Annotated in this window: 24 protein-coding genes; 10 read left to right on the forward strand and 14 right to left on the reverse strand. The window is 64.7% G+C overall.

Going from position 1 to position 24,016, the window contains the following annotated elements; genetic code table 11:
• Positions 1–8: 8 nt before the first annotated feature.
• Entirely contained in the window at positions 9–437 is a 429-nt protein-coding gene (locus tag BSY17_RS11910) for a Na+/H+ antiporter subunit G (protein WP_037474900.1), read from the forward strand.
• On the opposite strand, the gene BSY17_RS11915 is transcribed toward BSY17_RS11910, so the two are convergent.
• The 5 genes from BSY17_RS11915 to ruvA form a co-directional block, all read right to left on the reverse strand.
• Positions 425–2,167, reverse strand: coding sequence for an AMP-dependent synthetase/ligase (locus BSY17_RS11915; RefSeq protein ID WP_069065662.1), 1,743 nt, complete (start codon positions 2,165–2,167; stop codon positions 425–427). The two genes, BSY17_RS11910 and BSY17_RS11915, sit on opposite strands and share 13 nt — an antisense overlap.
• A gap of 133 nt (positions 2,168–2,300) precedes the next feature.
• Positions 2,301–3,323 (reverse strand): Holliday junction branch migration DNA helicase RuvB, encoded by a 1,023-nt coding sequence (gene ruvB, locus BSY17_RS11920; RefSeq protein WP_069065663.1) that lies wholly within the window; start codon positions 3,321–3,323, stop codon positions 2,301–2,303.
• Positions 3,320–3,622, reverse strand: a complete 303-nt coding sequence (locus BSY17_RS11925; RefSeq protein WP_069065664.1) for a type II toxin-antitoxin system RelE/ParE family toxin — start codon at positions 3,620–3,622, stop codon at positions 3,320–3,322. The genes ruvB and BSY17_RS11925 overlap by 4 nt, the downstream gene beginning before the upstream one ends.
• A complete protein-coding gene (locus BSY17_RS11930; protein ID WP_069065665.1) occupies positions 3,615–3,860 on the reverse strand; it encodes a ribbon-helix-helix domain-containing protein in 246 nt (81 codons plus the stop codon). Before BSY17_RS11930 ends, BSY17_RS11925 begins: the two co-directional genes overlap by 8 nt.
• 43 nt (positions 3,861–3,903) lie before the next feature.
• A complete protein-coding gene (ruvA, locus tag BSY17_RS11935) occupies positions 3,904–4,512 on the reverse strand; it encodes a Holliday junction branch migration protein RuvA (protein ID WP_069065666.1) in 609 nt (202 codons plus the stop codon).
• Positions 4,513–4,651: 139 nt separating this feature from the next.
• Here ruvA and BSY17_RS11940 point away from each other — a divergent pair, with 139 nt between their 5' ends.
• Positions 4,652–5,227 (forward strand): peptidase S14, encoded by a 576-nt coding sequence (locus tag BSY17_RS11940; RefSeq protein WP_069066934.1) that lies wholly within the window; start codon positions 4,652–4,654, stop codon positions 5,225–5,227.
• 42 nt (positions 5,228–5,269) lie between these two features.
• Positions 5,270–5,905: a DUF1345 domain-containing protein gene (locus tag BSY17_RS11945; RefSeq protein ID WP_069065667.1), complete on the forward strand. Its 636-nt coding sequence runs from the start codon at positions 5,270–5,272 to the stop codon at positions 5,903–5,905.
• Between the two features lie 4 nt (positions 5,906–5,909).
• Here the strand turns inward: BSY17_RS11945 and BSY17_RS11950 are convergent, their stop codons facing one another.
• Positions 5,910–6,239 (reverse strand): hypothetical protein, encoded by a 330-nt coding sequence (locus BSY17_RS11950; protein ID WP_069065668.1) that lies wholly within the window; start codon positions 6,237–6,239, stop codon positions 5,910–5,912.
• A 153-nt stretch (positions 6,240–6,392) separates the two neighbouring features.
• Between BSY17_RS11950 and BSY17_RS11955 the strand changes: the two genes are divergently transcribed.
• On the forward strand, positions 6,393–7,706 hold the full coding sequence (locus BSY17_RS11955; RefSeq protein WP_069065669.1) for a methyltransferase family protein: 1,314 nt from the start codon (positions 6,393–6,395) through the stop codon (positions 7,704–7,706).
• On the opposite strand, the gene BSY17_RS11960 is transcribed toward BSY17_RS11955, so the two are convergent.
• A complete protein-coding gene (locus BSY17_RS11960) occupies positions 7,703–9,076 on the reverse strand; it encodes a glutamate--cysteine ligase (protein WP_069065670.1) in 1,374 nt (457 codons plus the stop codon). The genes BSY17_RS11955 and BSY17_RS11960 overlap by 4 nt on opposite strands.
• Before the next feature lie 99 nt (positions 9,077–9,175).
• A complete protein-coding gene (locus tag BSY17_RS11965; protein WP_069065671.1) occupies positions 9,176–9,922 on the reverse strand; it encodes a 16S rRNA (uracil(1498)-N(3))-methyltransferase in 747 nt (248 codons plus the stop codon).
• 94 nt (positions 9,923–10,016) lie between these two features.
• Between BSY17_RS11965 and ubiA the strand changes: the two genes are divergently transcribed.
• The gene (gene ubiA, locus BSY17_RS11970) at positions 10,017–10,919 is read left to right on the forward strand and encodes a 4-hydroxybenzoate octaprenyltransferase (protein ID WP_069065672.1); all 903 of its coding nucleotides are present in this window, start codon (positions 10,017–10,019) and stop codon (positions 10,917–10,919) included.
• Positions 10,916–12,385: a phospholipase D-like domain-containing protein gene (locus tag BSY17_RS11975; RefSeq protein ID WP_069065673.1), complete on the forward strand. Its 1,470-nt coding sequence runs from the start codon at positions 10,916–10,918 to the stop codon at positions 12,383–12,385. Before ubiA ends, BSY17_RS11975 begins: the two co-directional genes overlap by 4 nt.
• 2 nt (positions 12,386–12,387) lie before the next feature.
• Here BSY17_RS11975 and BSY17_RS11980 read toward each other — a convergent pair whose 3' ends face one another.
• From BSY17_RS11980 to BSY17_RS11995, 4 genes are all read right to left on the reverse strand, one after another.
• Positions 12,388–15,831: a chromosome segregation SMC family protein gene (locus BSY17_RS11980; protein ID WP_069065674.1), complete on the reverse strand. Its 3,444-nt coding sequence runs from the start codon at positions 15,829–15,831 to the stop codon at positions 12,388–12,390.
• A gap of 68 nt (positions 15,832–15,899) precedes the next feature.
• A complete protein-coding gene (locus tag BSY17_RS11985) occupies positions 15,900–16,634 on the reverse strand; it encodes a thioredoxin domain-containing protein (RefSeq protein WP_069066935.1) in 735 nt (244 codons plus the stop codon).
• Positions 16,635–16,679: 45 nt separating this feature from the next.
• The gene (locus BSY17_RS11990) at positions 16,680–17,351 is read right to left on the reverse strand and encodes a thioredoxin domain-containing protein (RefSeq protein ID WP_069066936.1); all 672 of its coding nucleotides are present in this window, start codon (positions 17,349–17,351) and stop codon (positions 16,680–16,682) included.
• Positions 17,352–17,398: 47 nt separating this feature from the next.
• Positions 17,399–17,941 carry a DUF721 domain-containing protein gene (locus BSY17_RS11995; RefSeq protein ID WP_069066937.1) on the reverse strand — a complete coding sequence of 181 codons (543 nt, stop codon included), beginning with the start codon at positions 17,939–17,941 and terminating at the stop codon, positions 17,399–17,401.
• 26 nt (positions 17,942–17,967) lie between these two features.
• On the opposite strand from BSY17_RS11995, the gene mutY reads away from it, so the two are divergent.
• From mutY to BSY17_RS12015, 4 genes are read left to right on the forward strand one after another with little or no spacing between them, the layout of a single operon-like run.
• The gene (gene mutY, locus BSY17_RS12000) at positions 17,968–19,041 is read left to right on the forward strand and encodes an A/G-specific adenine glycosylase (protein WP_069065675.1); all 1,074 of its coding nucleotides are present in this window, start codon (positions 17,968–17,970) and stop codon (positions 19,039–19,041) included.
• Complete coding sequence (nudC, locus tag BSY17_RS12005) at positions 19,028–19,945, forward strand: NAD(+) diphosphatase (protein WP_069065676.1); 918 nt, start codon at positions 19,028–19,030, stop codon at positions 19,943–19,945. Before mutY ends, nudC begins: the two co-directional genes overlap by 14 nt.
• A gap of 42 nt (positions 19,946–19,987) precedes the next feature.
• Positions 19,988–21,334, forward strand: a complete 1,347-nt coding sequence (locus tag BSY17_RS12010) for a TldD/PmbA family protein (RefSeq protein ID WP_069065677.1) — start codon at positions 19,988–19,990, stop codon at positions 21,332–21,334.
• Entirely contained in the window at positions 21,321–22,124 is an 804-nt protein-coding gene (locus BSY17_RS12015) for a 3'(2'),5'-bisphosphate nucleotidase CysQ (RefSeq protein WP_069065678.1), read from the forward strand. Before BSY17_RS12010 ends, BSY17_RS12015 begins: the two co-directional genes overlap by 14 nt.
• A gap of 10 nt (positions 22,125–22,134) precedes the next feature.
• Here the strand turns inward: BSY17_RS12015 and BSY17_RS12020 are convergent, their stop codons facing one another.
• Positions 22,135–22,674, reverse strand: coding sequence for a hypothetical protein (locus tag BSY17_RS12020; protein WP_069065679.1), 540 nt, complete (start codon positions 22,672–22,674; stop codon positions 22,135–22,137).
• 61 nt (positions 22,675–22,735) lie between these two features.
• Entirely contained in the window at positions 22,736–24,013 is a 1,278-nt protein-coding gene (gene purD, locus BSY17_RS12025; RefSeq protein ID WP_069066938.1) for a phosphoribosylamine--glycine ligase, read from the reverse strand.
• Between the last annotated feature and the right edge of the window lie 3 nt (positions 24,014–24,016).

The following is a 24,016-nucleotide window of genomic DNA, read 5'->3' on the forward strand; positions in this document are numbered from 1 at the left end:
CAGCCGGAATGACCGCCTTGATCGACATCTTCATCGCCTTCCTCATCCTGCTCGGCGGTGCCTTCGCGCTGATCGGCAGCTGGGGACTGGCGCGCCTGCCCTCGCTGATGACCCGTCTGCACGGCCCGACCAAGGCGACCACGCTGGGCGTCGGCGGCTGCCTGATGGCGTCGATGCTCTATTTCCCGACCCATGGCCTCAGCTGGTCGGCGCATGAACTGCTGATCACGCTCTTTCTGTTCATCACCGCGCCGATCTCGGCCAATATGATCGCCAAAGCCTATATCCATCGGCGGCACAGCGAAACCCGGATGACGGTCGAAACGGCCAAGATGCTGCCCGAATCGCCTGCCGGGGCTGCGGAATGGGCGACATTTGGCGTCGCGGATGCCGATCGGCCGAACCAGCCTTCAGGCGAACCCGCTCAGCCCTTGTAAAGCGCGTCCAACCGGTCGGCATAGCGTTTGCGGATCACATGGCGGCGGATCTTGATCGACGGGGTCATTTCCTCATTCTCGATCGTGAACGGTTCGTCGGCCAGGATGAAGCGACGAACCCGCTCGGTCACCGACAGGTCGCTATTAACCCGGTCCACCGCCGCACGTAGCGCCGCCATATAGGCCGTATCGGCGCGCGCCTCCGCCAGCGTCAAACCCTTGGCTTGCGCCCATTCCAGCGTCCATTCGGCATCCGGCACGATCAGCCCGACCAGATAGGGTCGCCGGTCGCCATGGACCATCGCCTGCCCGATCTCGGCCTGCAGCGTCAGCATCCCCTCGACCTTCTGGGGCGCGACATTGTCGCCCTTGTCGTTGACGATCAGGTCTTTCTTGCGATCGGTGATGCGGATGCGCCCCTTGGCATCGAATTCGCCAATGTCGCCGGTGTGGAGCCAGCCATCCTTCAGCACCTTTTCCGTTTCCGCCGGATTGCGCCAATAGCCGTGCATGACCAATTCGCCTCGGACCAGAATTTCGCCATCCTCGGCGATCCGCACTTCTACCCCGTCAAGCGGCGGGCCAACCGTGTCCATGGCGATGCCCGCGCGCGGGCGATTGCAGCTCACCACCGGTCCTGCCTCGGTCTGGCCATAGCCCTGAAGCAACGTCAGCCCCATCGCGTCGAAGAACAGGCCGACATCGGGATTGAGCGGTGCGCCGCCCGATACCAGCGCCTTCAACCGGCCGCCGAACCGGGCGCGGATCTTGGGAATCAGGGTGCGGGCCAGCAGCGCCTTCATCGGCCGGTCGAGCAGGGATTTGCGCCCATGCTGTTCCTTCGCCGCAATGCGTAACGCCTGGGCCATCAGATAATTGGGAAATTTGCCCTGCTTTTCGATCGACTTCATGATCCGCGCGCGCAGCACTTCGAACAGGCGGGGCACGACCACCATGATGGTCGGCCGCGTTTCCTCGATATTGCTAGCGAGCTTTTCCAGCCCTTCCGAATAATAGATCTGCCCGCCCAGCAGCATCGGCAGAAATTGCCCGCCACTATGTTCATAGGCGTGGGACAGCGGCAGGAAGGACAGGAAGACCTCCTCCCCCCAACCGAAATCCTCCGCTACGACCGCGCCTGCCCCTTCGGCATTGAGCAGGATCGCGCCATGATGCTGCATCACCCCGCGCGGCGCGCCGCCGGTGCCGCTGGTGTAGATGATGCAGGCCTGGTCCTGGCGCGTTGCGGTCTGGGCGGCGGCGCAAGTGGCGACATCGACCGGGTGAGCCGCGATCAGCTCATCCCACATATGGCAGGCGATCTGCCCCTGCGTCCCGCGCAACGGCTCCATCCCGACGATGAAGTCGGCCTGCGACCGGACGACAGCCGGCATCAGCACCTGCGCCAGCTTCGCGGTCGAAACGATGACAGCGCGCGCGCCGCTATCGGTCAATATATGCTGATGATCGCGCGTCGTATTGGTGGTGTAGGTCGGCACGGTGATGCACCCCGCCGCCATGATGGCGAGGTCGGCGATGCAGAATTCCGGGCGATTTTCGCTGACCAGCATTACCGGATCGCCGGGTTTCAACCCCTGCGCCTTGAGCGCGGCGGACAAGGAGGCGACCTGTTGCGCCACCATGGTCCAGCTTAACGATTGCCAGGCGCCGTCCGTCTTGCGCCACAGGAACGGCGCGTCGCCCCTCTCGCTCGCGCGGGCGAAGAACATGGTGACCAGATTGGGGAATTTTTCGATGGCCCTCAAGGCGCTGCTCCTGCGGTTCCGGCGCGTCTGCTGCGCGCCTGCTCATCGTCAGGCTATAGCTCCGCCTTGCCGTAACGGCCATCGACTTTATGGGGTTTCATCCATCGAAAAGCCCGTTCTGCACATCCTGCGGCGGATTGAGGCCCAGATGCTTCCACCCCGGCCCGTTGAGGCATCGGCCGCGCGCCGTGCGGGCAATAAGACCGAGCTGGATGAGGTAAGGCTCGATCACTTCCTCAATCGTATCGCGCGCTTCGGAAAGCCCCGCCGCCAGCGTTTCGACCCCCACCGGCCCACCGCGATAAATATCCGCGATCATCATCAGATAGCGCCGGTCCATCAGGTCCAGCCCCAACTCATCGACCTCCAGCCGCCGGAGCGAGGCATCGGCAACCTTAGCGTCCACGGCCGCAACGCCCGCGACATTGGCGAAATCGCGCACCCGGCGCAGCAACCGCCCGGCAATGCGCGGCGTCCCCCGCGATCGCCGCGCAATCTCCATCGCCCCATCGGGCGTAATGGCAAGGTCGAGCAATCGCGCGGCGCGCCGCACCACCAGTTCCAGCTCGTCCACCGTGTAGAATTGCAGCCGCACCGGAATGCCGAACCGGTCGCGCAGCGGCGTCGTCAGCAAGCCCTGTCGCGTCGTGGCCCCCACCAGCGTAAAGGGCGGCAGGTCGATGCGCACCGATCGCGCCGACGGCCCCTCGCCGATCATCAGGTCGAGCGCGCGGTCCTCCATCGCCGGGTAGAGTACTTCCTCGACCGCCGGATTGAGCCGATGGATTTCATCGACGAACAGCACGTCGCCCTCATCCAGATTGGTGAGCAAAGCCGCCAGATCGCCCGACTTGGCGATGACCGGCCCTGACGTGGCGCGAAAACCGACGCCCATTTCCTTGGCGACGATCTGCGCGAGCGTCGTCTTGCCAAGGCCGGGCGGGCCGAAAAACAGCACATGATCCAGCGCCTCGCCACGCGCCTTCGCCGCCTCGATAAACACGCGCAAATTCCCCCGCGCCGCTTCCTGCCCGATAAATTCGTCGAGCGACTTGGGACGCAGCGCTGCATCGACATCTTCGACGCGGCGGGCGGGGGTTAGGAGGCGATCGTCGGTCATGGACGACGTCCCAAGGCCGACGGTGCGTCCATCGCGGAATGCAGTATACGCAGGATCAAGATGGTTTGCTCGCCGACATGATATAGCACTCGATGGGGTCGATGCGAAAAAGCTCTTATGCCGTCGCCATAATCGGGTCTCGCCTCGCCCGCCGCCGGATGGGTGCGCAACAAGGCGAAGATGCGCTCGAAACCCTGCATGTGCGCCCGAACCGCCTCCAGGCCGAAATATTCAAGACCATGATCCTGAATGGCGATCAGATCCTGTCGGGCGGCGACCGTCAGCCTGATCTTAGGCATCCGGCAAGCGCGCCATAATCTCTTTCAGGACATCTTCCGGCTCTGCATCGACAATGCCTGATACGAAGCCCTCTTCAAGGCGGGCGCGAACCCATTGTCGATCATATTCGGACGCCTCTTGGTCGCGGCGAACCAAGTCGCGCAGATAATCGGCGGCATCGACATAGCGCCCCTGTGCCAGGCGGGCATCGACCCATTGTTCAAGGGCGGGCGGCATGGAGATGTTGAAGTCGGCCATGGTCACGTCATAAGCCTTTTATCCATGCAATCCAATGCACCCATCACTTCGCCGCCTTCCGCAGCGCCAGCCGCACCAGCGCGTCCAGGCTGGCGTCGTCACCCAGTTCAGCCTCGGCGGATGCGACGGCGGTGCTGGCTTCATAGGGTTTGAAGCCCAGATTCTGCAGCGCAGACAGTGCGTCGGCGGCGAAGCTGCCGGTCGGCAGCACGGCCACGCCGCCCACGCCGATCGGACTGCCGACCGGGGCTGCGCCGATCTTGTCCTTCAATTCATTGACGATGCGCTGGGCCAGCTTGGGGCCAACACCGTTGGCGCGGGCGATCATCGCCTTGTCCCCCATGGCGACAGCCCGGTGCAGTTCCAGCGGTTCCAGCGCCGACAATATCGCCAGCGCAACGCGCGATCCCACGCCCTGCACATGGGTCAGCAACCGATACCAGTCGCGCTCTTCCGCGCGGGCGAACCCGACCAGACGAATCGAGTCCGCCGCCACCAGCATTTCAGTGTGGATCGTCACCGCTTCCCCCACTGGACCCAAGGCCGCCAGCGTGCGCGACGATGCGCCGACCAGATAGCCGACACCGCCCACATCGATGATGGCATGGTCGATGCCTGTGCTGTCCAGCAACCCCTTGAGTTTTGCGATCATGCCCGCTGCCCTTTGGTCATGATCTGTTCTTTACAGCCTGTCGCGCGGCGCGCCAGTCAAAAGAATGAGCGCATGAGGCAGCTTTTCCGCGCGCCATGCGTAATGCTGCCCAAACCCATTCCATATCAAGGCGATTATGATGCAAATGACAGCGCCGATGCTCGGCCCCAAGGATTTCGAATATCCCGCGATCATGCTTTCGGGCGTGGTCGATCATGGCATGTATCTTCATTTCAAAAATTGCCTGTCCACCGCGTCGCAGCAGGGGCTGGTGGTGGTGGAAATCTCCACCCTGGGCGGCGACCCCGAAATCGCCCGTCTGATGGGTGAGGATATCCGTTTCCATTCCGATCTCTACCCCGAACGGCGTCTGGTGTTCCTCGGCCGCACGGCGGTTTATTCGGCGGGCGCGACCTTCATGAGCTTCTTCGCGACCGAAAACCGCTATGTCACGCGCGGCACTCGCCTCATGATCCATGAGCGGTTGATCACCAAGACGATCCAGCTCGCCGGACCTCTGTCCACCTGCATCGCCACGCTGAAGGCGACGCTCAACGAAATCCAGTCGTCGATCGCGATCCAGAATGAAGGGTTCCACAATCTGATTCTGGGATCGGATATCACCATGGAAGAACTGCTCGAAAAAGCGCCCGAAAACTGGTATCTCGAAGCCAATGAAGCGCGCGCACGGGGGCTGATCGCAGCGGTGCTGTGATCGGCGCTTGCGCGGCCTGCTGATTGCGCGTTGATATCCGGCATGAACCGCATTCGATCAGGATCGCCGATCTTCCCCTGGCGCTATGGCATGTTCCTGGCGTTTCTGGCGACGATCGCGCCTTTGGCTCTGGTTCTGCCCTGGCATCAGGCGGTGATGGCGGGATTCGATATGGCCGCAATCGCCTTCATGCTGTCGGTAACATCCCTCATCCGGGCCGATGCCGCGGCGATGCGGCGCAAGGCCGCTGCGAATGATGCCAATCGCGAATTGATGCTGCTGATTACCGCCATCGTCAGTCTGGTCATACTGGTCGCCGTGGGCGTGGCCGTTGGCGAGCAGGGCGGGCATAAGGCGGCAACAGTTGCGCTGTTGCTAGTAACGCTGCTGGTGGCTTGGCTGTTTTCCAACCTCGTCTACGCCATGCATTATGCGCATATCTTCTATCGCGCCGGACCGCAGGGAGAGGATAGCGGTGGCCTCGACTTCCCGGATACGCAGGAGCCAGGCTATTGGGACTTTCTCTATTTTGCTTTCACGCTCGGCATGACGTTCCAGACATCCGACGTATCCGTGACGAGCAGCATCATGCGCCGCACGGCGCTGTTTCAGAGCCTCGCCGCATTCCTGTTCAACCTTGGCATATTGGCATTCACGATCAACGTGTTGGGCGGGTAGTGCCTCAAGCGGCGTTGCCCCAGCCGGACCGTTGGCGCTGCCGTTGACCACGCGCTGTCTTGGCCGGACCAACGGCTTTTCCGGCGTCATCCTCCATATGGGCCACCGACCGCCACCATTCCGCTACGACCGGGCGTAGCGCGGACAGGCTGCCGGACCGTGGCATCGCGTACCAGTTCTCGCCATGACGATGAAAGGTCCAGTTGGAATCGCAATTGAGCGGAACGCGCTCGAAACGCGGAGTGACTTTGGAACCGGAGGAATCGCTGATCTCCCGTAACTGGGCAGGTACATTCTGGATGCTGCCATCGGGAAACCGCACCGCGATCGTCATCTCCTGCCTCCATCATTATCGGTTGATGAGGGGATAACGCATTGAGATAAAATGGGTTCACGACCTTGCTGCAGGTTAAGCAGTTTGTCTGCAACGGCCCTGCAGCGAAAGCCTTCACCGCTTGCTTACCAAATTTTGCTAGGGCTTGCCGCTATGCGCGACTCTGACGATCCCTGCCCCAAATCCGCCGTCAGCCATGGCGTCGGCATCGCTGGTTTGGTGGGCCTTGGCCTCTGGACCCTGGTCGCGCGCCATTATGGCATGAACGGTCCCCATGCCGGGCTGGCTGCGGTCGTCGCCTGCGGCGTGCCGATGGTGCTATGGTCGCTGCTGATCGACAAGGTGCATCGCAATGCCTCGACCGGCATAGACTGGCACGCGCCCGCCCGTCCGGTCCGCAGCGTGCTGGACATCAGCATCGTCAAGATCGCCGGTCTATGGGCGACCTGGCTCGCCATTGCCATCTTCTATTGCGTCGCGCGCTGGTATTGGAGCGGCAATTACCGCTTCTCGATGGACCTGTTCACCAGCGCCGCGCCATGGCTGCTGGCACTTTCCATCCCCTATGTCATCTGGATCGACCGGCGGATGGTCGATCCAAAGGATGCCTCCTACAGCTTTGGCCAATGGGTGATCGGCGGCGCGGCGGGCGTGCCCGACATGGTACAGGTCGCGCATCACGCTCGCGCTTGGGCGGTCAAGGGCTTCTTCCTGGCCTTCATGGTGTCGATCGTACCGGGTAATTTTTCGAGCGTGGTCGAATGGCGGATCGCCGATGCACTGGCCAATCCGATCGCGCTCGCCGGATTCCTGATCGCGGTCATGTTCATGATCGACGTCTGTCTGGCGACGGTCGGCTATATCCTGACCTTCAAGCCGCTCGATTCGCATATCCGCACCGCCAATCCCTATCTTGCCGGCTGGCTGGCTGCCCTGATCTGCTACCCGCCCTTCGTCCTGATGGGCGGCGGCGGGCCGCTCGATTATCATGCGGGCGGCGCGGAATGGGATTATTGGACGCAAGGATCGACGACGTTGCAATGGCTGCTGGGCGGGTGGCTGGTGCTGCTGACCGCCATCTATGCCTGGGCGACGATGGCGTTCGGCCTGCGCTTTTCCAACCTCACCCATCGCGGCATTTTGACCCACGGTCCCTATCGCTGGACCCGGCACCCGGCCTATTTGTCGAAAAACCTCTTCTGGTGGTTTTCAGCGCTGCCTTTCCTCAGTGTCAGCGGGTCGATCACCGACATCGTGCGCAATTGCGCGATGCTGGGCCTCACCAACGCCGTCTATTATTGGCGCGCCCGGACGGAGGAACAGCATCTGTCGGCCGACCCCGACTATCGCGCCTATAGCGACTGGATGGAGCGCAACGCTCCGGTGCCCCGCTTCTTCGCCTGGGTCACCGGGCGCAAGCGGGACGCGACTGTGGTGGCACAGACGGCGGAGCAGCCTGCGTCCTAGAAGCTTTCCTCGGCATAGACTTTGCTGACATCGCCGCCCCATTCGCCATGATAGCGATCAAGCAGCCGTTCGGCATGGGTCTTGCCGGATGACACGACCTCTTCCAGATCGGACAGATAGCCCGTCTCATTATCGCCCGCGGCATTCAACCGACCGCGTGCGGCAAGCCCCGACCGGGCAATGTCCAGCGCTGGCTTGGCAATATCGCGCAGCGTGCGACCGTCACCGATCGGCGCGTCCAGGCCGAGCTTGGGCACGGAATCGCGCAAAATCTGCCGATCCTCCATGGTCCAGTCCTTGACCAGATCCCACGCCGCATCGAGCGCGCCTTGATCATAGAGCAGCCCGACCCACAAGGCGGGCAGGGCACAGATGCGGCCCCATGGACCACCATCCGAGCCACGCATTTCGAGAAAGCTCTTCAGCCGCACTTCGGGGAAGGCGGTGGAGAGATGGTCCTCCCAATCCTTCTCGGTCGGCTTTTCGCCGGGCAGGACTGACAATTTGCCGTCGAGGAAGTCGCGGAAACTCAGCCCCGACGCATCGATATATTTGCCGTCGCGAAAGACGAAATACATCGGCACGTCGAGCGCATAGTCGGCATAGCGTTCATAGCCAAAGCCATCCTCGAACACGAAGGGTAGCATGCCCGTCCGCTTGGGGTCGGTATCCGACCAGATATGGCTGCGATAGGACAGGAAGCCATTGGGCTTGCCCTCGGTAAAGGGCGAATTGGCGAACAAAGCCGTGCCAAGCGGCTGCAGCGCCAGCGAGACGCGGAACTTCTTGGCCATGTCGGCTTCGCTGCCATAATCCAGATTGGTCTGAATGGTGCAGGTGCGCAACATCATGTCCAGGCCCATCGATCCCACGCGGGGCATGTGCCGCAGCATGATCTCGTAACGGCCCTTGGGCATGATCGGCAATTCGGCGCGCGTCTTGTCGGGCCACATGCCAAGGCCCAGGAACCCCAACCCCAGCATGTCGCCGACATGCTTCACCTGTTCCAGATGCCGCCCGGTTTCGGCGCAGGTCTGGTGCAGATTGTCGAGCGGTGCGCCTGACAGTTCGAGCTGCCCGGCGGGTTCCAGGCTGATCGTGCCATCGTCCCCCGACAAAGCGATGATATTCTCGCCCTCGAACACCGGCTTCCAGCCATAGCGAGTCAGGCCGATCAGCAGCGTGTGGATGCCGCCCTTTTCTTCATAGGACGGGGCGTGATGATCCTTGCGGCTGTAGACGAATTTCTCATGCTCGGTGCCGATGCGCCAGCGGTCCTTGGGCTTTTCGCCCTTGGCAAAGGCCGCGATCAGCTGGTCGCGGCTTTCGATGACGGGATCTTGGCCCGCTGAGTCGGTTCTTGTGCTCATGCCCCGCCCTTACTGCTTCCCCTCTGCCCGTCAAACAGCGGCGGGCTTCGGTCAAATAGGCTGTGTTGCTATCGGGTTCAATCCAATAGCGAAATGAAACTATTTCCAGTCGCCATTGATCGTCATCCAGGCCGCCGTAGCGGCGATGGCGGCGGTTTCCGCGCGCAGGATGCGGGGGCCAAGCGAGACCGGTACGGCTTGAGGATGCGCGCGGATCGCCGCGCGTTCGGCGGGGTCGAATCCGCCCTCCGGCCCGATCAGGAAAGCCGCCGCGCCGGGATGGGCGGCAAAACCCTCCGTCAGCGGCGCGCCGCCAGTTTCATCGGCAAAGAAGAGCGAGCGCCCCTGCGGCCAATCGCGCAGCAGCGCATCGAGCTTCACCATGGCGGCAAGTTCGGGCAGCGCGGTGCGCCCGCATTGCTCGGCGGCTTCGACCAGATGCGCGTGCAGCCGGTCTAGGTTCAGCTTGTCCACCACCGCGCGGCGGGTCAGCACGGGCTGCAGCTTCGCCACCCCCAATTCGCACGCCTTTTCCGCGATCAGGTCGATGCGTCCCTTCTTGATCGGCGCGCAGCACAGCCAGAAATCGGGCACCGTCTCCGGCCCCTTGGTCTGCGCCACGCATTCCAGCACCAGGTCGCGTTTGCGGATGTCGCGCGCGCGCGCCGCCCACTCGCCCGACCGCCCATCGAACAGCAGCACGATGTCATCGGGCTTCACCCGCATGACGGCGATCAGATAATGGGCCGGATTGCCGTCGATCGACACCATCACGCCTTCGCCCAACTGGGTTTCGACATGCAGGCGCGGGGCGCTTTGCGGCGGCCAGGCTGGGGTAGCGGTCATTTCGGTCTTTCCGTATGGCGATGCGGCCCCTAATGCCGTTCCTGTCGAAGCAAGTCGAGACGCGCCCCGCGATCAGCGGCGAAACGGAGATAGTGTGAGCAGCAGCATCGTCCCCGACACCCAAGCGCGCGGCCTGCTGTCGCGTTTGCCAGACACGCCGCGCGGCCTTGGGCTGCTGGCCCGGTTCGACCGGCCGATCGGCTGGTGGCTGCTTTTCTGGCCAGGGGCCTGGGCCGTGGCGCTGGCCGGGGGCGGCTTTGTCCGCTGGCCGCTCATCCTGTGGTTTCTGCTCGGCAGCATCGCGATGCGCGGCGCGGGATGCGTGTTCAACGATATCGTCGATCGCGATCTCGACGCGAAGGTCGCCCGCACGGCTTCGCGCCCGCTCGCCAGCGGTGCGATCTCGCTCAGAACCGCTTGGCTCTGGCTGTTGGTCCTTTGCGCGGTCGGGCTTGTCGTGCTGCTGCAATTACGGCCCTATGCGCAGGTCGTGGCGCTTGCGTCGCTGGCGCTGGTCGCGGCCTATCCCTTCATGAAGCGGATCACCGGCTGGCCGCAAATCTGGCTGGGACTTGTCTTTTCCTGGGCCGCTTTGGTCGGCTGGAGCGAGGTGGCTGGTACGATGACCACCGCTGGCCTGTTGCTCTACGCCGGAACCATTTTCTGGGTCGTGGGCTATGACACCATCTACGCGCTGCAGGATCGGGAGGATGACGCGCTGATCGGGATCGGTTCCAGCGCCTTGTCGATGGGGCGCCATGTTCGCGCGGGCGTATCGCTTTGCTATCTTCTGGCGCTTGGCCTTTGGGCGACGGCGATCTGGCAGGTGCGGCCCGACAGTCTGGCGCTTGTCGCTCTTCTGCCGATGGCGGGGCATCTGCTGTGGCAGGTTGCGACCTTGCGCGAAGACGGTGTAGACCCGCTCACCAAGTTTCGCGCCAATCGTTTTGCGGGGTTGTTGATGTTCCTGGCTTGTCTGGTAGTAGGCAGCGCATGAGCGCGCATCCCATAGGTCCAGTGCCCGGCGACGATTGCTGGCGCATCGAGACAGCCACCCGCGCCAGCGTCATCATCGACGCGGACACCTATTTCCGCCACGCCCGCGCGGCGATGCTCAAGGCACGCAAGCGGATCATGCTGATCGGCTGGGATTTCGATGCCGCGATCAGCCTGGTGCGCGACGATGAGGTCGGAGACGGCGCACCCGCCGTCATCGGCGATTTCATCAGCTGGCTCGTCAACCGCTCGCCCGACCTCGAAATCTTCCTGCTGCGCTGGGATGTCGGCGCGATGAAGTCGATGGTCAGCCCCGTCAACCTCTTCACCACACTCAAATGGATGGCGCATCCACGCGTCACGGTGAAGCTGGACGGGCATCATCCACCCGCCGCCTCACACCATCAGAAAATCGTGGTGATCGACGATTGTTTCGCTTTTTGCGGCGGTATCGACATGACCGGCGATCGCTGGGATACCCGCCATCATCGCGACGATGAAGCCGGACGTCATCATCCCGACGGTTCGCCTTATGGTCCATGGCATGATGCGACCACCGCTCTGGCCGGGCCGGTTGCCGCCGCGCTCGGCGCGCATGCGCGCATGCGCTGGAAGATGGCGGGCGGTGATGATCTGGAGCCAGTGGAAGGCGGCGAGGATTGCTGGCCCGATCGTCTCCCCGTGCAATTTGAAGGGGTGGATGTCGCCATTTCCCGATCCGCGCCACAAATGGACGATCAGGATGGCGTGACGGAGATTGAAAATCTCTATTGCCACCAGATCGCTGCCGCAAAACGCTGCATCTATGCCGAGAGCCAGTATTTCGCCTCCCGCCGCATCGCCGAGGCCATCGCCAAGCGGCTGGCCGGACCCGATGGCCCGGATATCGTCATCGTCAACCCAGAGCATGCCGATGGCTGGCTGGAACAGCAGGCGATGGATACGGCGCGCGCGCGCCTCTACGAAGCGCTCAAGGCGCGCGATACCCATGGCCGCTTCCGCATCTATCACGCCTTCACCACGCGCGGCGTGCCCATCTACATCCATGCCAAGATATTGATCGTCGATGACCGGCTGATCCGGGTCGGCTCCTCCAATATGAATAACCGGTCGATGCGGCTCGACACCGAATGCGACGTGACGATCGACACGATCCTGCCCGCCAACGCCGGTCGGCAGGACCGTATATTGGCCATTCGCAACGATCTGATCGCCGAACATCTCGACATGCCGGTCGAGCGCGTCGCCGCCGTGATCGCGGAGCGCGGACTGGTGGCGGGTATCGAGGAAATGCGCCAGAAGCCGGGGCGGACGCTACGCCCCTATGTCACCCCGGACCTGAACGACGTCCAGACCTGGCTCGCCGATCATGAAGTGCTCGACCCCGAAGGCCCCGAAGAAATGTTCGAATCGATCAGCGAACGCGGCCTGTTCCGCCGGATGAAGGGCTGGTTCGGCAGGAGCTAAGTCTACTCCGCCGCCAGCAATGCCTCGGCGCTCTGGAGGTTGACTGAGACCAGACGGCTGACGCCTTGTTCGACCATGGTGACGCCGAACAAGCGGTGCATCCGCGCCATGCTGACGGCATTATGGGTCACGATCAGATAACGGGTCTGGGTCTGCGCCACCATCGCATCGAGCAGGTCGCAGAAGCGCTCGACATTGGCATCATCCAGCGGCGCATCGACTTCGTCCAGCACACAGATGGGCGCGGGGTTGGTCAGGAACAGGCCGAAGATCAGCGCCACCGCCGTCAAAGCCTGTTCGCCACCCGATAGCAAAGTCAGCGCGGCCAGCTTCTTGCCCGGCGGCTGCGCCATGATTTCCAACCCCGCCTCCAGCGGATCGTCGCTGTCGATCAGTTCCAGATGCGCCTGCCCGCCGTTGAACAGCGTGGTGAAAAGGCGACGGAAATGGCCGTCGACTGCCTCGAACGCGGCGAGCAGCCGTTGCCGTCCTTCGCGATTGAGGCTGCCGATCGATCCGCGCAGCCGGTGGATGGCCTGCGTCAGTTCCTCGCTCTCCGCGCGGCTGGCCGCTTGGTTGGCTTCCAACTCGCCCAGTTCATGCGCCGCGACCAGATTGACTGGACCAATCCGTTCCCGCTCGGCGACGAAGCGGTCATGCTCAGCCTGTTCGGTTTGGGCGATGCGGATATCGGCGCTGGTAAAACCCAGCTTCTCCGGCAGCAATGGCGGCGGACATTCGAACCGTTCGCCCGAAAGCCGATTGGTTTCGATGCGCTTTTCATCGGCGGCTTCCGCGCGGGCGACGGCCGTGGCGCGCGCCTCGCGCGCTGCGGCCAGCATTTCGCCCGTCTGCGCTGCACGATGTTCGGCGGTGCGCAGCGTCGCTTCCGCTTCATATTCCGCCCGCCTGGCCGTTTCGGCCGCCTCCGCCAGTGCGGCGCCCTGATCATCCAATGCGGCGATGGCCTGCGCCAAGGAGTCGGGCTGATCCTCGATCGTCGTGCGTTCGGTAGCGATCGCCTCGCCGCGCGCGACCATCGCCCCAATACGCTTGGCCGCTTCGCCCGCCCGTCCGCGCCAGCTCTTGATCTCCGCCTCGGCCGCCGCCTGCCGTTCGCGGTCGCTCGACAGCGCGCGGTCAGCCAAGGCCTGGTCGGCCTGCAACTGGCTGACGGCGGCGCGCGTCTTCTCACTCGCCTGCGTCAGCGCAGCAACCACCGCCCGCGTGTCCGCCCCGTCGGGCATCGCCGTGCGCGCGGCCTGCGCCATATCCAGCTCGGCTCGCGCGGAGTCGCAATCACGCCGGGCTTCGATCAGCCGCTCCTCTACCCCTTCGCGCCGCCCGGACAAGCGCTCCAACGCGGTCGTCGCCTCGTCCGCCGCACGCAGAGCGGCGCGCTGCTGCTGCTCCGCCTGCGTCAGTCGGGTACGTCCCGCCGCCATTGCATCGCTCGCGGCCTGTTCGGATGCCCGCGCGGCCTGTTCTGCGTCCTGCGCCGCATCGACCTCGGTCGCGAGGGCCGGCCGGGCGGCGACGATCGCCTCCAGCCTGTTGAGCCGGATCAAGCGTTCGGCTGCCGCCGCGCCGCCTTCGATCGCGACATAGCCGTCCCACCGCCGCATCTGCCCATCGCGGGTGACGAGACGCTGGCCGACACGCAGCATCTGCCCCGCATCCTGCTCCGCAAAACCAATCTGGGCCAGACGGCGCACGAGTTCGGGTGGCGCGCTGATATGATCGGCGAGCGACTCGCAGCCCTCAGGCAGCGCCGGGTCATCGGACTGCGCCTGCGCCCCCGCCCAGCGACGCTTGCCTTCCGGAGCAATAGGGCTTTCCAGATCATCGCCCAAGGCAGCAGCCAAGGCGCGTTCATAACCGGGCGCAGCCTTCACTTGGTCCAGCGCCCGCGCCCGCCCGCCCGAACCACTATGGACGGCACGACGCAACGCTACCGCTTCACTGTCCAGCGCCGCCAGTGCCGCGCGCGCGGATGACAGCGCAGCTTGCGCTAACGCTCGCGCCTCGCTGGCGGACTGCCGCGCCGTTTCCGCCTCGCGGATCATCGCCTCGGCCGCATCCCGATCCAGGCTGGCCTGCTGTTGCCGCGCGACCGCCTCGGCGCGCTGCGCCTCCAACGGTGCCGCATCGGGCAGCGCCGCCGCTTCGGCGGCAAGGCGAGACGCTTCGCGCTCCGCCCGCTCCAACCGGGTGCGCGCGGCCACCAGCGCGGCTTCCGCGACGCGCAGTTCGGCCTGCTCGCCCGCCTGCTTCGCCATCGCCTTGGCCAGATCCAACTCGGCATCGCGTGCGCCACTCTCGGCAGCGGCGATCCGTGCCGCAAAATCGGGCCGCAATGTCTCCGTCTCGGCGATCCGCGTCTTGAGCGTACCAATCTCCGCCGTCAGTCGCGCAATCGCCTCGGCCGCGTCATTGGCCAGCGTCCCTTCCCGCGCCCGATCCTCTTCCAGTCGTACGCTTTGCTGTACGAGATCCTGCAAGCGTCGCACCACCGCATCGCGCTGCGTCCGCAATGTCTGGAGCCTGTGCCCCGCTTCGCTGGCATCCTCGCGCGCCTGCTGCGCGGCGGCACGCTTGTCCGCCAACAGGGCTACTGCTTCCTGCGCCTCGGCTACGGCTGCCACCTGCGCCTGCTGCGCGACATGAACGCCATGATCGGCCTGTTTCGCGTCGGCGCGGGCGGCTTCCGCGCTGGCATTGGCCTCGCGCCAGCGCGCAAACAAAACGCGCGCCTCGGCCACCCGGATCTGGTCGGACAGGCGGATATAGCGTTCCGCCGCGCGCGCCTGTCGCCGCAGGCTGTTGGCCCGCGCATCCATGTCGATCAATATTTCGTCGAGCCGCGCCAGATTGGCTTCGGCAGCGCGCAATTTCTGTTCGGCGTCCTTCCGACGGACATGCAGGCCCGCAATTCCGGCCGCTTCCTCCAGCATCGCGCGCCGCTCCTGCGGCCGCGCGGCGATGACGGCGGCGATCCGTCCCTGGCTGACCAGCGCCGGGCTATGCGGTCCGGTGGCGGCATCGGCGAAGATCAGCGCCACGTCTCGCGCGCGGACATCCTTGCCATTGGCGCGGTAGGCGCTGCCCGCGCCGCGCTCGATCCGACGGGTGACTTCCAGTTCGCCATCCGCGCCGACATCGACGGCGCTGAACAATTCGCCCTGTTCCTGTACCGTCAGCAGCGACACCTGCGCGAAATCGCGCTGCGGCCGGGTCGCGGTGCCCGCGAAGATCACATCTTCCATGCCGCCACCGCGCATCGACCGGGCACTTGATTCGCCCATCACCCAGCGGATGGCTTCCAGCAGGTTGGACTTGCCGCACCCATTGGGGCCGACGATGCCGGTCAGGCCCGGTTCGATCCGCAGTTCGGTCGCATCGACGAAGCTTTTGAAGCCGGAGAGTTTGAGCCGCTTTATCTGCACGGGATCGGACCGGAGCGATGCATCGCTCCGGTTCCCTCAAGCGCTGATGTCCGCCCCCCGGCCGGCAATCAGAGTCCCGCTGCCTTGAGCTTGGGCTGGAGCGCGGCCCAGTTCGCGGCATTGTCGACCAGCACGCCGTTGATCAGGAAGCTGGGCGTCCCGGTGATCTGATATTGGCTGTTGGCCGTCTCGACGCCCTTGGCCAGCTTTTCCGCAGCAGCCGTGTCGGCCAGGCACTGCTTGGCCTGATCCGCCGAGATGCCCCGCTGCTGCGCGAATTCGACAAGGCCCAAAGCATTCGCCAACTGTCCGAAACGCTGTACGGGTGGAGCGCTCATCACCGCTTGATAGCGTTCATCGCCCATCGCCTGCACCTTGTCGAACATCGCGGTCTGGTTGGCAAAGAACTGCTCGGACAGTGGATAATAAATATCCTTGCCGCCGCAACGTGCCAGCAAGGACGTCGAAATGTCGATCGCGTCACGCACGTAGGGGCGGAACTCGAAGCTCATCTTGCCCGTGTCGACCAGCTTGTTGATTTCTTCCGATGCTTCGGCGGTGAAATCCTTGCAATGGCTGCACGTATAGGAACCGAACTCTACCAGCTTCACCTTCGCATCGGGATTGCCCATCAGAAAATAGCCATCCGGCGTTTCGGCGACCGTCTGCGACCAACTGGTGCCGGCAGGCGGCGCAACGGCGGCAACCGATTCGCCGGTGGGCGTGGCGCCTTCCTCGCTCTTGCCGCACGCGGCGAGGGTCAGGCTGAGGGCGACAAGGGCAAGACCGGAAAAGGCTTTCACGACGGGCAAGGCTCCGATGATGGATGATTGGGGGACGAGTTTAGATCAGCGCGCGGCTGGCGGCAATGCGGCCTGAAGGATGGGCCAGGTCGATCCTTCGACCCGCGTGCCGTTGACGGTAAAACCGGGCGTGCCGGTGATCTTCACCTTGTTCCATGCATCGTCGGTCATCGCCATTACCTGCTTCATCGCCATCGGGCTGGCGATGCAGGCGTCGAGCTGTGCGGGCTTGTAGCCGCGCTTGCCCATCAGCGTGTATAGCCCAGTCTTCTGGCCGATGTCGCGCAGCGCCGCGATCTGGTCGGTCGGCTTGGTCGCGTCGCGATCATAGGTTTCGATCTGCGCCATCCACGCATCCTGATTGGCGAACAGCGCTTCATGATTGCCCATGAAGCGGGCGGGGCCGCCGCAGCGCGCAAGCAGCGCGGCGGTCAGGTCATATTTGTCGCGCACCGCATTGCGCACCTCGACGCTGACCTTGCCGCCCTTCACATAGCCGGTCTTGAGCGGCCCACTCGCTTGCCCCACGAATTGGGCGCAATGGTTGCAGGTATAGCTCACATATTCGACCAGCTTGGTCGTGGCGGACGGATTGCCCATCACATGCCCGCCGACCGGCGAGATGACGACGCGGTTCACCCAGTTGGTGGCAGGCGCGGCAACCAGGGCAGTGGGCAGGGCGATGAGGGCGAGGGGCAGGAAGCGGGCGATGGTCATGGGGACGGGTTCCTGGCGGATGTCGGCTGAACAAAAGCGTAACGGCATCAGCCGATCTTGGGCGGGCCGCTGCTATTGGCAAGCCCCTGTGCCAGCGACTCCAGTACGGTGCGCAATTCGGGATCGCCAATGCCGCGCAGCGAATCGCCCAGCTCGACCGGGATGGGTCGCAAATTGCGCGGTGGCGGACGGCGTTCGGCGGTTGCTGGCAGAATATCGCCTTGCCGCATCGCCACTTTGGCGACGGCGGCATAGCCAAAGAAGCGGTTCACCCGCTCGATCATGTCGGGCAGCATATGCTGCACCATCGGTCCATGGCCGCTCATCACCGTCAGCTGCAATGTCCCGCCCGCCTTCTTGCCGACCGGGAAGCGAATCGATTCGGGCGCGGTGATCGCGGCATAATGGTTGCCGACAATCTCGGTCCAGCGGGTGACGATGCTGGATTGGACGAAGCCGAACTTGCGGAACGCCGCGCGGCCGATGTCGGGCATCAGGTCGGCAATCTGGCGGCTCGCACCGATCCGGGGCCGCTCCACGGGCAAGGCGGCGCGGCTTTTCACTTTCGGCACTGGGGGGCGTTCCGTCATCGCCCGCACCATGGCATAGGGCCGCCATGCGCGTCGAGGGTAGAGAGTCAAAAATCGCGAGCGACCTGCTCGCCCATTATGACGTCCATGCTCGTCGCCTGCCCTGGCGCGCGCCGCCGGGGAGCAATGCGACCGATCCCTATCGCGTCTGGTTGTCCGAAGTGATGCTGCAACAGACCACGGTGGCAGCAGTCGGTCCCTATTTCGCCAAATTCACCGAACGCTGGCCGAGCGTGGAGGCGCTGGCGGCGGCAGCGGATGCCGATTTGATGGCCGCCTGGGCCGGACTTGGCTATTATGCCCGCGCCCGCAACTTGCTCTCCTGCGCGCGCGCGGTGGCGAGCGAGCATGGCGGGAATTTCCCCGATACGGAGGACGGCCTGCGCGCGCTGCCGGGCGTCGGCGCCTATACCGCCGCTGCGGTTGCCGCGATCGCCTTTGGTCGCCGCGCCGTGGTGGTGGATGCCAATGTTGAGCGGGTCGTTGCCCGGCTGTTCGCGATCACGACCCCGCTGCCTGCTGCCCGTCCGGCGATCCGCGAAGCGGCGGATAGAATCACGCCTGATGCCCGTGCCGGGGATTTTGCCCAGGCGATGATGGATCTGGGCGCGACCATCTGCACCTCGCGCAATCCCGCATGCGGCATCTGCCCCTTGCGCGCCGATTGCGCCGCCGTCCTGACCGCCGACCCTGCCGCCTTTCCGGTCAAGGCCGCGAAAAAGGCCAAGCCGCATCGGCTGGGTCACGCCTTCTGGATCGAGCGGGCAGATGGTCATGTCTGGCTGGTGCGCCGCCCGGACAAGGGATTGCTGGGCGGGATGCGCGGTTTGCCCGGATCGGCATGGAACGATGCGCCCGATCCGACCCCGCCCTTCGCCGGACCATGGCGAAGGCTGGAGCCGCCGGTCGCCCATGTCTTCACCCATTTCTCGCTGGCATTGACGGTCCATGCGATCCAGGTGAATCAGGATCATGTGCCGTCAGGTGCGGGCGAATGGTGGCCGATCGATCGACTGGCGGAGGCGGGATTGCCGACGCTGTTCGTGCGCGCGGCTGAAACGGCCATGAAGAAAGAGGATGTCAGCGATGCACGGCACTAATCCGGTCATAGAGAAACTGCCCGGCTTCGCTGGCGGCACGATCGATCGGGTGGATCATATCCGTACCAACCCGGCCAAATTGGCGGAAGCCTTCGCTGATGCCGCCGCGCGGCTACTCGTGCTTGACGGGCTGGAGCCGATCGAGGTGAACGGCCATCTGCTGCTGGAGCCGCTGGCGGCGGACGCCCATGTCGCGGATCATGTGCTGCTCGGCATCGACCCTGCCGGACAGCCGATTTTCGCGCGATTGGTCGCCGATCTCGGCCCCAATCTCATCCCTACCCCGCGCAGCCGCGCCATCGCCGGGCTGGTGCCAGCGGCGGAGGTCGCGCTCTACGGCACCGCGCGCAGCCTGGTTCACTGGCATGCACGCCACCGTTTCTGCTCCGTCTGTGGCGGGCCGACCCAGCCAGTGAAGGCAGGCTGGTCGCGGCGTTGCGATCTTTGCGCCGCCGAACATTTCCCGCGCACCGATCCGGTCGTCATCATGCTCGCGGAATATCGGGGCCGGGTGCTGGTCGGGCGGCAACATGCCTGGCCGCAGGGACGCTATTCGGCGCTGGCGGGCTTTGTCGAACCCGGCGAGACGATCGAGGAAGCCGTGGCGCGCGAATTGTTCGAGGAAGCGGGCATCCGCGTTCGCGACGTGCGCTATGTCATGAGCCAGCCCTGGCCCTTCCCCTCGTCCCTGATGATCGCCTGCATCGCGCAGGCGGACGACGATGCGCTGACGCTCGATCCGACCGAGATCGAGGATGCCTTCTGGTGCGATGCCGACGCCGTTCGCGCGGCGATAGCGGAGGAACAGGGCGCGCCTTTCCTCGCGCCGCCGCAGATGGCAGTCGCCTGGCACCTGCTCGACCGCTGGCTGGCGGACGTTGCTCCCATGGGCGCAAGCGCGTAAGGCCACAGGCTCCTCTTATCGTTTCGGGACACCCACGCCTCCATGCTCAGCCTAGAAGAAGCCCAGTCGCGCGCGCAGGATCTGGTCAGCGCCGCGCGCAAGGCAGGGGCGGATGCGGCCGACGCCATCTATGCCTGCAACGCCTCGACCAATGTGTCGGTGCGGCTCGGCCTGCTGGAGGATGTCGAACGGTCGGAGGGCGAGGAGATCGGCCTGCGCGTCTTCATTGGCAGCCGGTCGGCCAGCATTTCGGCGTCAGACATGAACCCCGCGACGCTGGCCACGCTGGTCGATCGCGCCGTTGCCATGGCGCGCGAAGCCCCGGAAGACCCTTATGCGGGTCTCGCACCCGAAGATCGCCTCATGAAGAAGCGCCCGGCTGCGCTCGACCTGACCGATGAGCAAGAGCCCGAACCCGCTGCGCTGCGCGAACGCGCGCTGCTGGCGGAGGAAGCTGCGCGATCGGTGCCCGGCATCACCAACAGCGAAGGCGGCGGCGCATCGAATGGCCGCAGCCAGGTGGCGCTGGCGACCAGCCATGGTTTTGCCGGTGCCTATGCGGGTACCAATCATTCGACTTGGGCCAGCGTGCTGGCAGGCGCAGGGTCCGACATGCAGCGCGACTATGCCAGCCATAGCGTGCGCCATCTGGAGGATCTGGACAATGCCGAGGCGATCGGCATGCGCGCAGGCCAGCGCGCGGTCGCCCGGCTCAATCCGGTGAAGGTGGAAAGTGGCGTCATGCCGGTGATCTTCGATCCGCGCATCGGCTCCAGCCTGCTTGGCCATCTGATCGGCGGCATGGTCGGCCCGGCGATCGCGCGCCGGTCGAGCTTCCTGCTCGAATCGCTGGGCGAAGCGCTGTTCGACGCGGGCGTCACCATCATCGACAATCCGCAGGTGCCACGCGGGCTGCGCTCGCGCCCCTTTGATGGCGAAGGGTTGCCGGTTGCACCGCGTGCGCTGATCGACCGGGGCGTGCTGACCGGCTGGCTGATGGACAGTGCTTCGGCCCGGCAACTGGGCTTGAAACCGACCGGCCATGCGAGCCGGGGCGGCAGCGGCGCGCCGGGCGTCAGCATCACCAACGTCCATATGGAGGCGGGCACAGTGTCGCCGGGCGATCTGATGGCCGACGTCAAGCGCGGCCTCTATGTCACCGAATTGATCGGCATGGGCGTCAATGGCGTCACCGGCGATTATAGCCGGGGCGCGGCAGGCTTCCTGATCGAAAATGGCGCGGTCGCCCATGCGGTGTCGGAAATCACCATCGCCAGCAATTTGAAGGCCATGTTCCGCGCGCTCATCCCCGCCAACGACCTGCATTTTCGCTATGCCATGAACGTGCCGACGCTGCGCGTGGATGGAATGACCGTTGCCGGGGGCTGAGATAGACCTGCGCGCGATCGTATCAGCGGTCGCCGATGCGGCTGATCATGCGCTGACCCTCTGGGCGGGCGGCGATACCCGCGTGCGCCAGTGGGAAAAGGTGCCGGGCCATCCGGTGTGTGAGGCCGATCTGGAAGTCGATGCGCTGTTGCGCGAGCGGCTGGGCCTGATCGACCCGGAAGCGGGTTGGCTGTCGGAGGAGACGGCCGACACGGTTCATCGCCTGGGCGTGCCGCGCGTCTGGGTGGTCGATCCGATCGACGGCACGCGCGATTATCTGCGCGGACGGCCCGGCTGGGCGGTTTCGGTGGCGCTGATCGAGGATGGCGCGGTTCGGCTCGGCATATTGGCCGCGCCCGCCCGCAATGAACTGTGGATCGCGCAGGCGGATGGCCCCGCGACGCGCAACAGACAGACGCTGCGCGCGGGCGACCGCACGACGCTGCCGGGTGCCCGCGTCCCCGCCGATCAACTGCCGCGCATCGACCGCGATCTGGTGACGGTCGAAAAACCCAACAGCATCGCGCTGCGCATGGCGATGGTGGCCGCCGACGAGGCCGATCTGGTCGCCACGGTGCGCTGGGGCAATGAGTGGGATGTCGCCGCCGCCGCGCTGATCTGTCAGCGGGCCGGGGCGACGGTCACCGACGCCTTGGGTGCGCCCATGCGCTTCAACCGCCCCAAACCGACCGCTTTCGGCCTGCTTTGCGCTGCGCCCGGCATTCATGCTGCTGCGACGGATCGGCTGGCGCCCCGCGCCCGCGAAATATTGGGGGGTGCGCCGGGCTGACGCTCAGGCTTTACAATTTGCCATATTGCGCTTCGAATCCGGCAATATCGCCCGCTGCCAGATATTTCGCCTGATCAACCCACTGGTCGCGGATCGGACGGCCCTTGAAATTGCCCAGCCTTGCGTCGATCGCGGCAATGTCCGTGTCGGTCCAAGCAGCGATCTGCGCAAAGCGGGTGATGCCCAGTTCGTTCAGCAACGCCTTGAGCTTGGGGCCGACCCCTTTCATGCGCAGCAGGTCATCCTCGCCTGCTTCCGATGTCACGGCAGCCACGGGCGCAGGCGCTTCCGCTTCGATCACCTCGACAGGCTCTACCGTAATCGGCTCTACCGCCACGGGTTCGACCACTACCAGTTCAATCCCCACGGGCGCAACTGGCACGGGGGCAGCGACCGGAACGGCTGCAACCGGTATGGTTTCCACCTCGACAGCAACAGGTGGCGCAACCTCTTTCGTCTTACTCTTGCCCGACAACAGGAAGACAAGGCCGATGATCACCAGCAGCCCGACCAGCAGCCACAGCCCATAGTCCATGAAAAATTCCTGCATCACGCGCCTCCCTGAATATCGTGCGGCTATGTAGGGACGCTTTGTCCCGAACGGCAAGCCTTCACGCCTGTTCGCGTGCAACCTCGCGCCAGCCAATGTCGCGACGGCAGAAGCCGGTCGGAAAATCGATCGCATCGACGGCGGCATAGGCGGCCGCCTGCGCTGCTCCGACGCTCTCCCCCGTTGCGGTTACATTGAGCACGCGCCCTCCATTGGCGACCAGCGCACCAGCCTGTTGCGCCGTCCCTGCATGGAACACCATCGCGCCACGCGCTTGCGCCGCATCGATTCCCTGAATCGCGCCGCCCTTTTCCGGCGTGCCCGGATAGCCATTGGCCGCCATCACGACGGTCAGCGCCGTGCGGTCCGCCAGTTGCACCGGCCCCTGCTCAGCCAACGTCCCTTGCGCCACGCTCAGCAACAAATCGACCAGATCGCCATCGAAGCGCATCATCAGCACCTGGCATTCCGGGTCGCCGAAACGGGCATTATATTCGATCAGCTTTGGCCCCTGATCGGTCAGCATCAGCCCGGCATAGAGGACGCCCGAATAGGGCATCCCCTCTGCCGCCATCGTCGCCACCGTCGGCGCGATGATCGTGTCGATCACTTGGCGTTCCAGTTCGGGCGTCAGCACGCGCGCGGGGCTATAAGCGCCCATGCCCCCGGTATTGGGGCCGGTGTCGCCATCGCCGACGCGCTTATGATCCTGCGCCGATCCGAAGGGCAGGATGGCGCTGCCATCGGTCAGCGCGAAGAAGCTGGCTTCCTCGCCGGTCATGAATTCTTCCAGCACCACTTCCTCACCGGCCGCGCCGAACGCGCCCGAAAACATGGTGTCGAGTGCATCCAGCGCTTCCTCGTGCGTCTCCGCGATGATGACGCCCTTGCCCGCCGCCAGGCCATCGGCCTTGATCACCACCGGCAGCGTGACATCATCGAGCGCGGCGATCGCGCCATCCTTGCTGGTGACGCGCTGATAGGCGGCGGTCGGGATACGGGCACGCTGGCACAGATCCTTGGTGAACCCCTTGGACCCCTCCAATTGCGCCGCCTTCTTGTTGGGGCCGAACACCGGAACCCCCATGGTGCGCAGATTATCGGCCAGCCCGTCCACCAGCGGCGCTTCGGGACCGATCACCACCAGGCCGATCGAATGGCGGGTGCAGAAATCCAGCACGGAGCGATGATCCGTCGCGTCGAGGTCGACCAACGTCGCTTGCTCGGCTATGCCGGGGTTGCCCGGCGCGGCGTAGAGCGTATCGAGCCGGGGCGATTGCGCCAGCTTCCACGCCAGCGCATGTTCGCGGCCACCGCCGCCAAGCAAAAGGATATTCATGTC

Origin of the sequence: Sphingobium sp. RAC03 (genome assembly GCF_001713415.1) — a bacterium.
GTDB lineage: Bacteria > Pseudomonadota > Alphaproteobacteria > Sphingomonadales > Sphingomonadaceae > Sphingobium.

Bases quoted from the DNA above. Each gene is read 5' to 3' on its own strand.
- BSY17_RS11910 (WP_037474900.1), top strand. From the start codon at position 9: ATGACCGCCTTGATCGACATCTTCATCGCCTTCCTCATCCTGCTCGGC.
- BSY17_RS11915 (WP_069065662.1), bottom strand. From the start codon at position 2,167: ATGTTCTTCGCCCGCGCGAGCGAGAGGGGCGACGCGCCGTTCCTGTGG.
- ruvB (WP_069065663.1), bottom strand. From the start codon at position 3,323: ATGACCGACGATCGCCTCCTAACCCCCGCCCGCCGCGTCGAAGATGTC.
- BSY17_RS11925 (WP_069065664.1), bottom strand. From the start codon at position 3,622: ATGCCTAAGATCAGGCTGACGGTCGCCGCCCGACAGGATCTGATCGCC.
- BSY17_RS11930 (WP_069065665.1), bottom strand. From the start codon at position 3,860: ATGGCCGACTTCAACATCTCCATGCCGCCCGCCCTTGAACAATGGGTC.
- ruvA (WP_069065666.1), bottom strand. From the start codon at position 4,512: ATGATCGCAAAACTCAAGGGGTTGCTGGACAGCACAGGCATCGACCAT.
- BSY17_RS11940 (WP_069066934.1), top strand. From the start codon at position 4,652: ATGCAAATGACAGCGCCGATGCTCGGCCCCAAGGATTTCGAATATCCC.
- BSY17_RS11945 (WP_069065667.1), top strand. From the start codon at position 5,270: ATGAACCGCATTCGATCAGGATCGCCGATCTTCCCCTGGCGCTATGGC.
- BSY17_RS11950 (WP_069065668.1), bottom strand. From the start codon at position 6,239: ATGACGATCGCGGTGCGGTTTCCCGATGGCAGCATCCAGAATGTACCT.
- BSY17_RS11955 (WP_069065669.1), top strand. From the start codon at position 6,393: ATGCGCGACTCTGACGATCCCTGCCCCAAATCCGCCGTCAGCCATGGC.
- BSY17_RS11960 (WP_069065670.1), bottom strand. From the start codon at position 9,076: ATGAGCACAAGAACCGACTCAGCGGGCCAAGATCCCGTCATCGAAAGC.
- BSY17_RS11965 (WP_069065671.1), bottom strand. From the start codon at position 9,922: ATGACCGCTACCCCAGCCTGGCCGCCGCAAAGCGCCCCGCGCCTGCAT.
- BSY17_RS11975 (WP_069065673.1), top strand. From the start codon at position 10,916: ATGAGCGCGCATCCCATAGGTCCAGTGCCCGGCGACGATTGCTGGCGC.
- BSY17_RS11990 (WP_069066936.1), bottom strand. From the start codon at position 17,351: ATGACCATCGCCCGCTTCCTGCCCCTCGCCCTCATCGCCCTGCCCACT.
- BSY17_RS11995 (WP_069066937.1), bottom strand. From the start codon at position 17,941: ATGACGGAACGCCCCCCAGTGCCGAAAGTGAAAAGCCGCGCCGCCTTG.
- mutY (WP_069065675.1), top strand. From the start codon at position 17,968: ATGCGCGTCGAGGGTAGAGAGTCAAAAATCGCGAGCGACCTGCTCGCC.
- nudC (WP_069065676.1), top strand. From the start codon at position 19,028: ATGCACGGCACTAATCCGGTCATAGAGAAACTGCCCGGCTTCGCTGGC.
- BSY17_RS12010 (WP_069065677.1), top strand. From the start codon at position 19,988: ATGCTCAGCCTAGAAGAAGCCCAGTCGCGCGCGCAGGATCTGGTCAGC.
- BSY17_RS12020 (WP_069065679.1), bottom strand. From the start codon at position 22,674: ATGCAGGAATTTTTCATGGACTATGGGCTGTGGCTGCTGGTCGGGCTG.
- purD (WP_069066938.1), bottom strand. From the start codon at position 24,013: ATGAATATCCTTTTGCTTGGCGGCGGTGGCCGCGAACATGCGCTGGCG.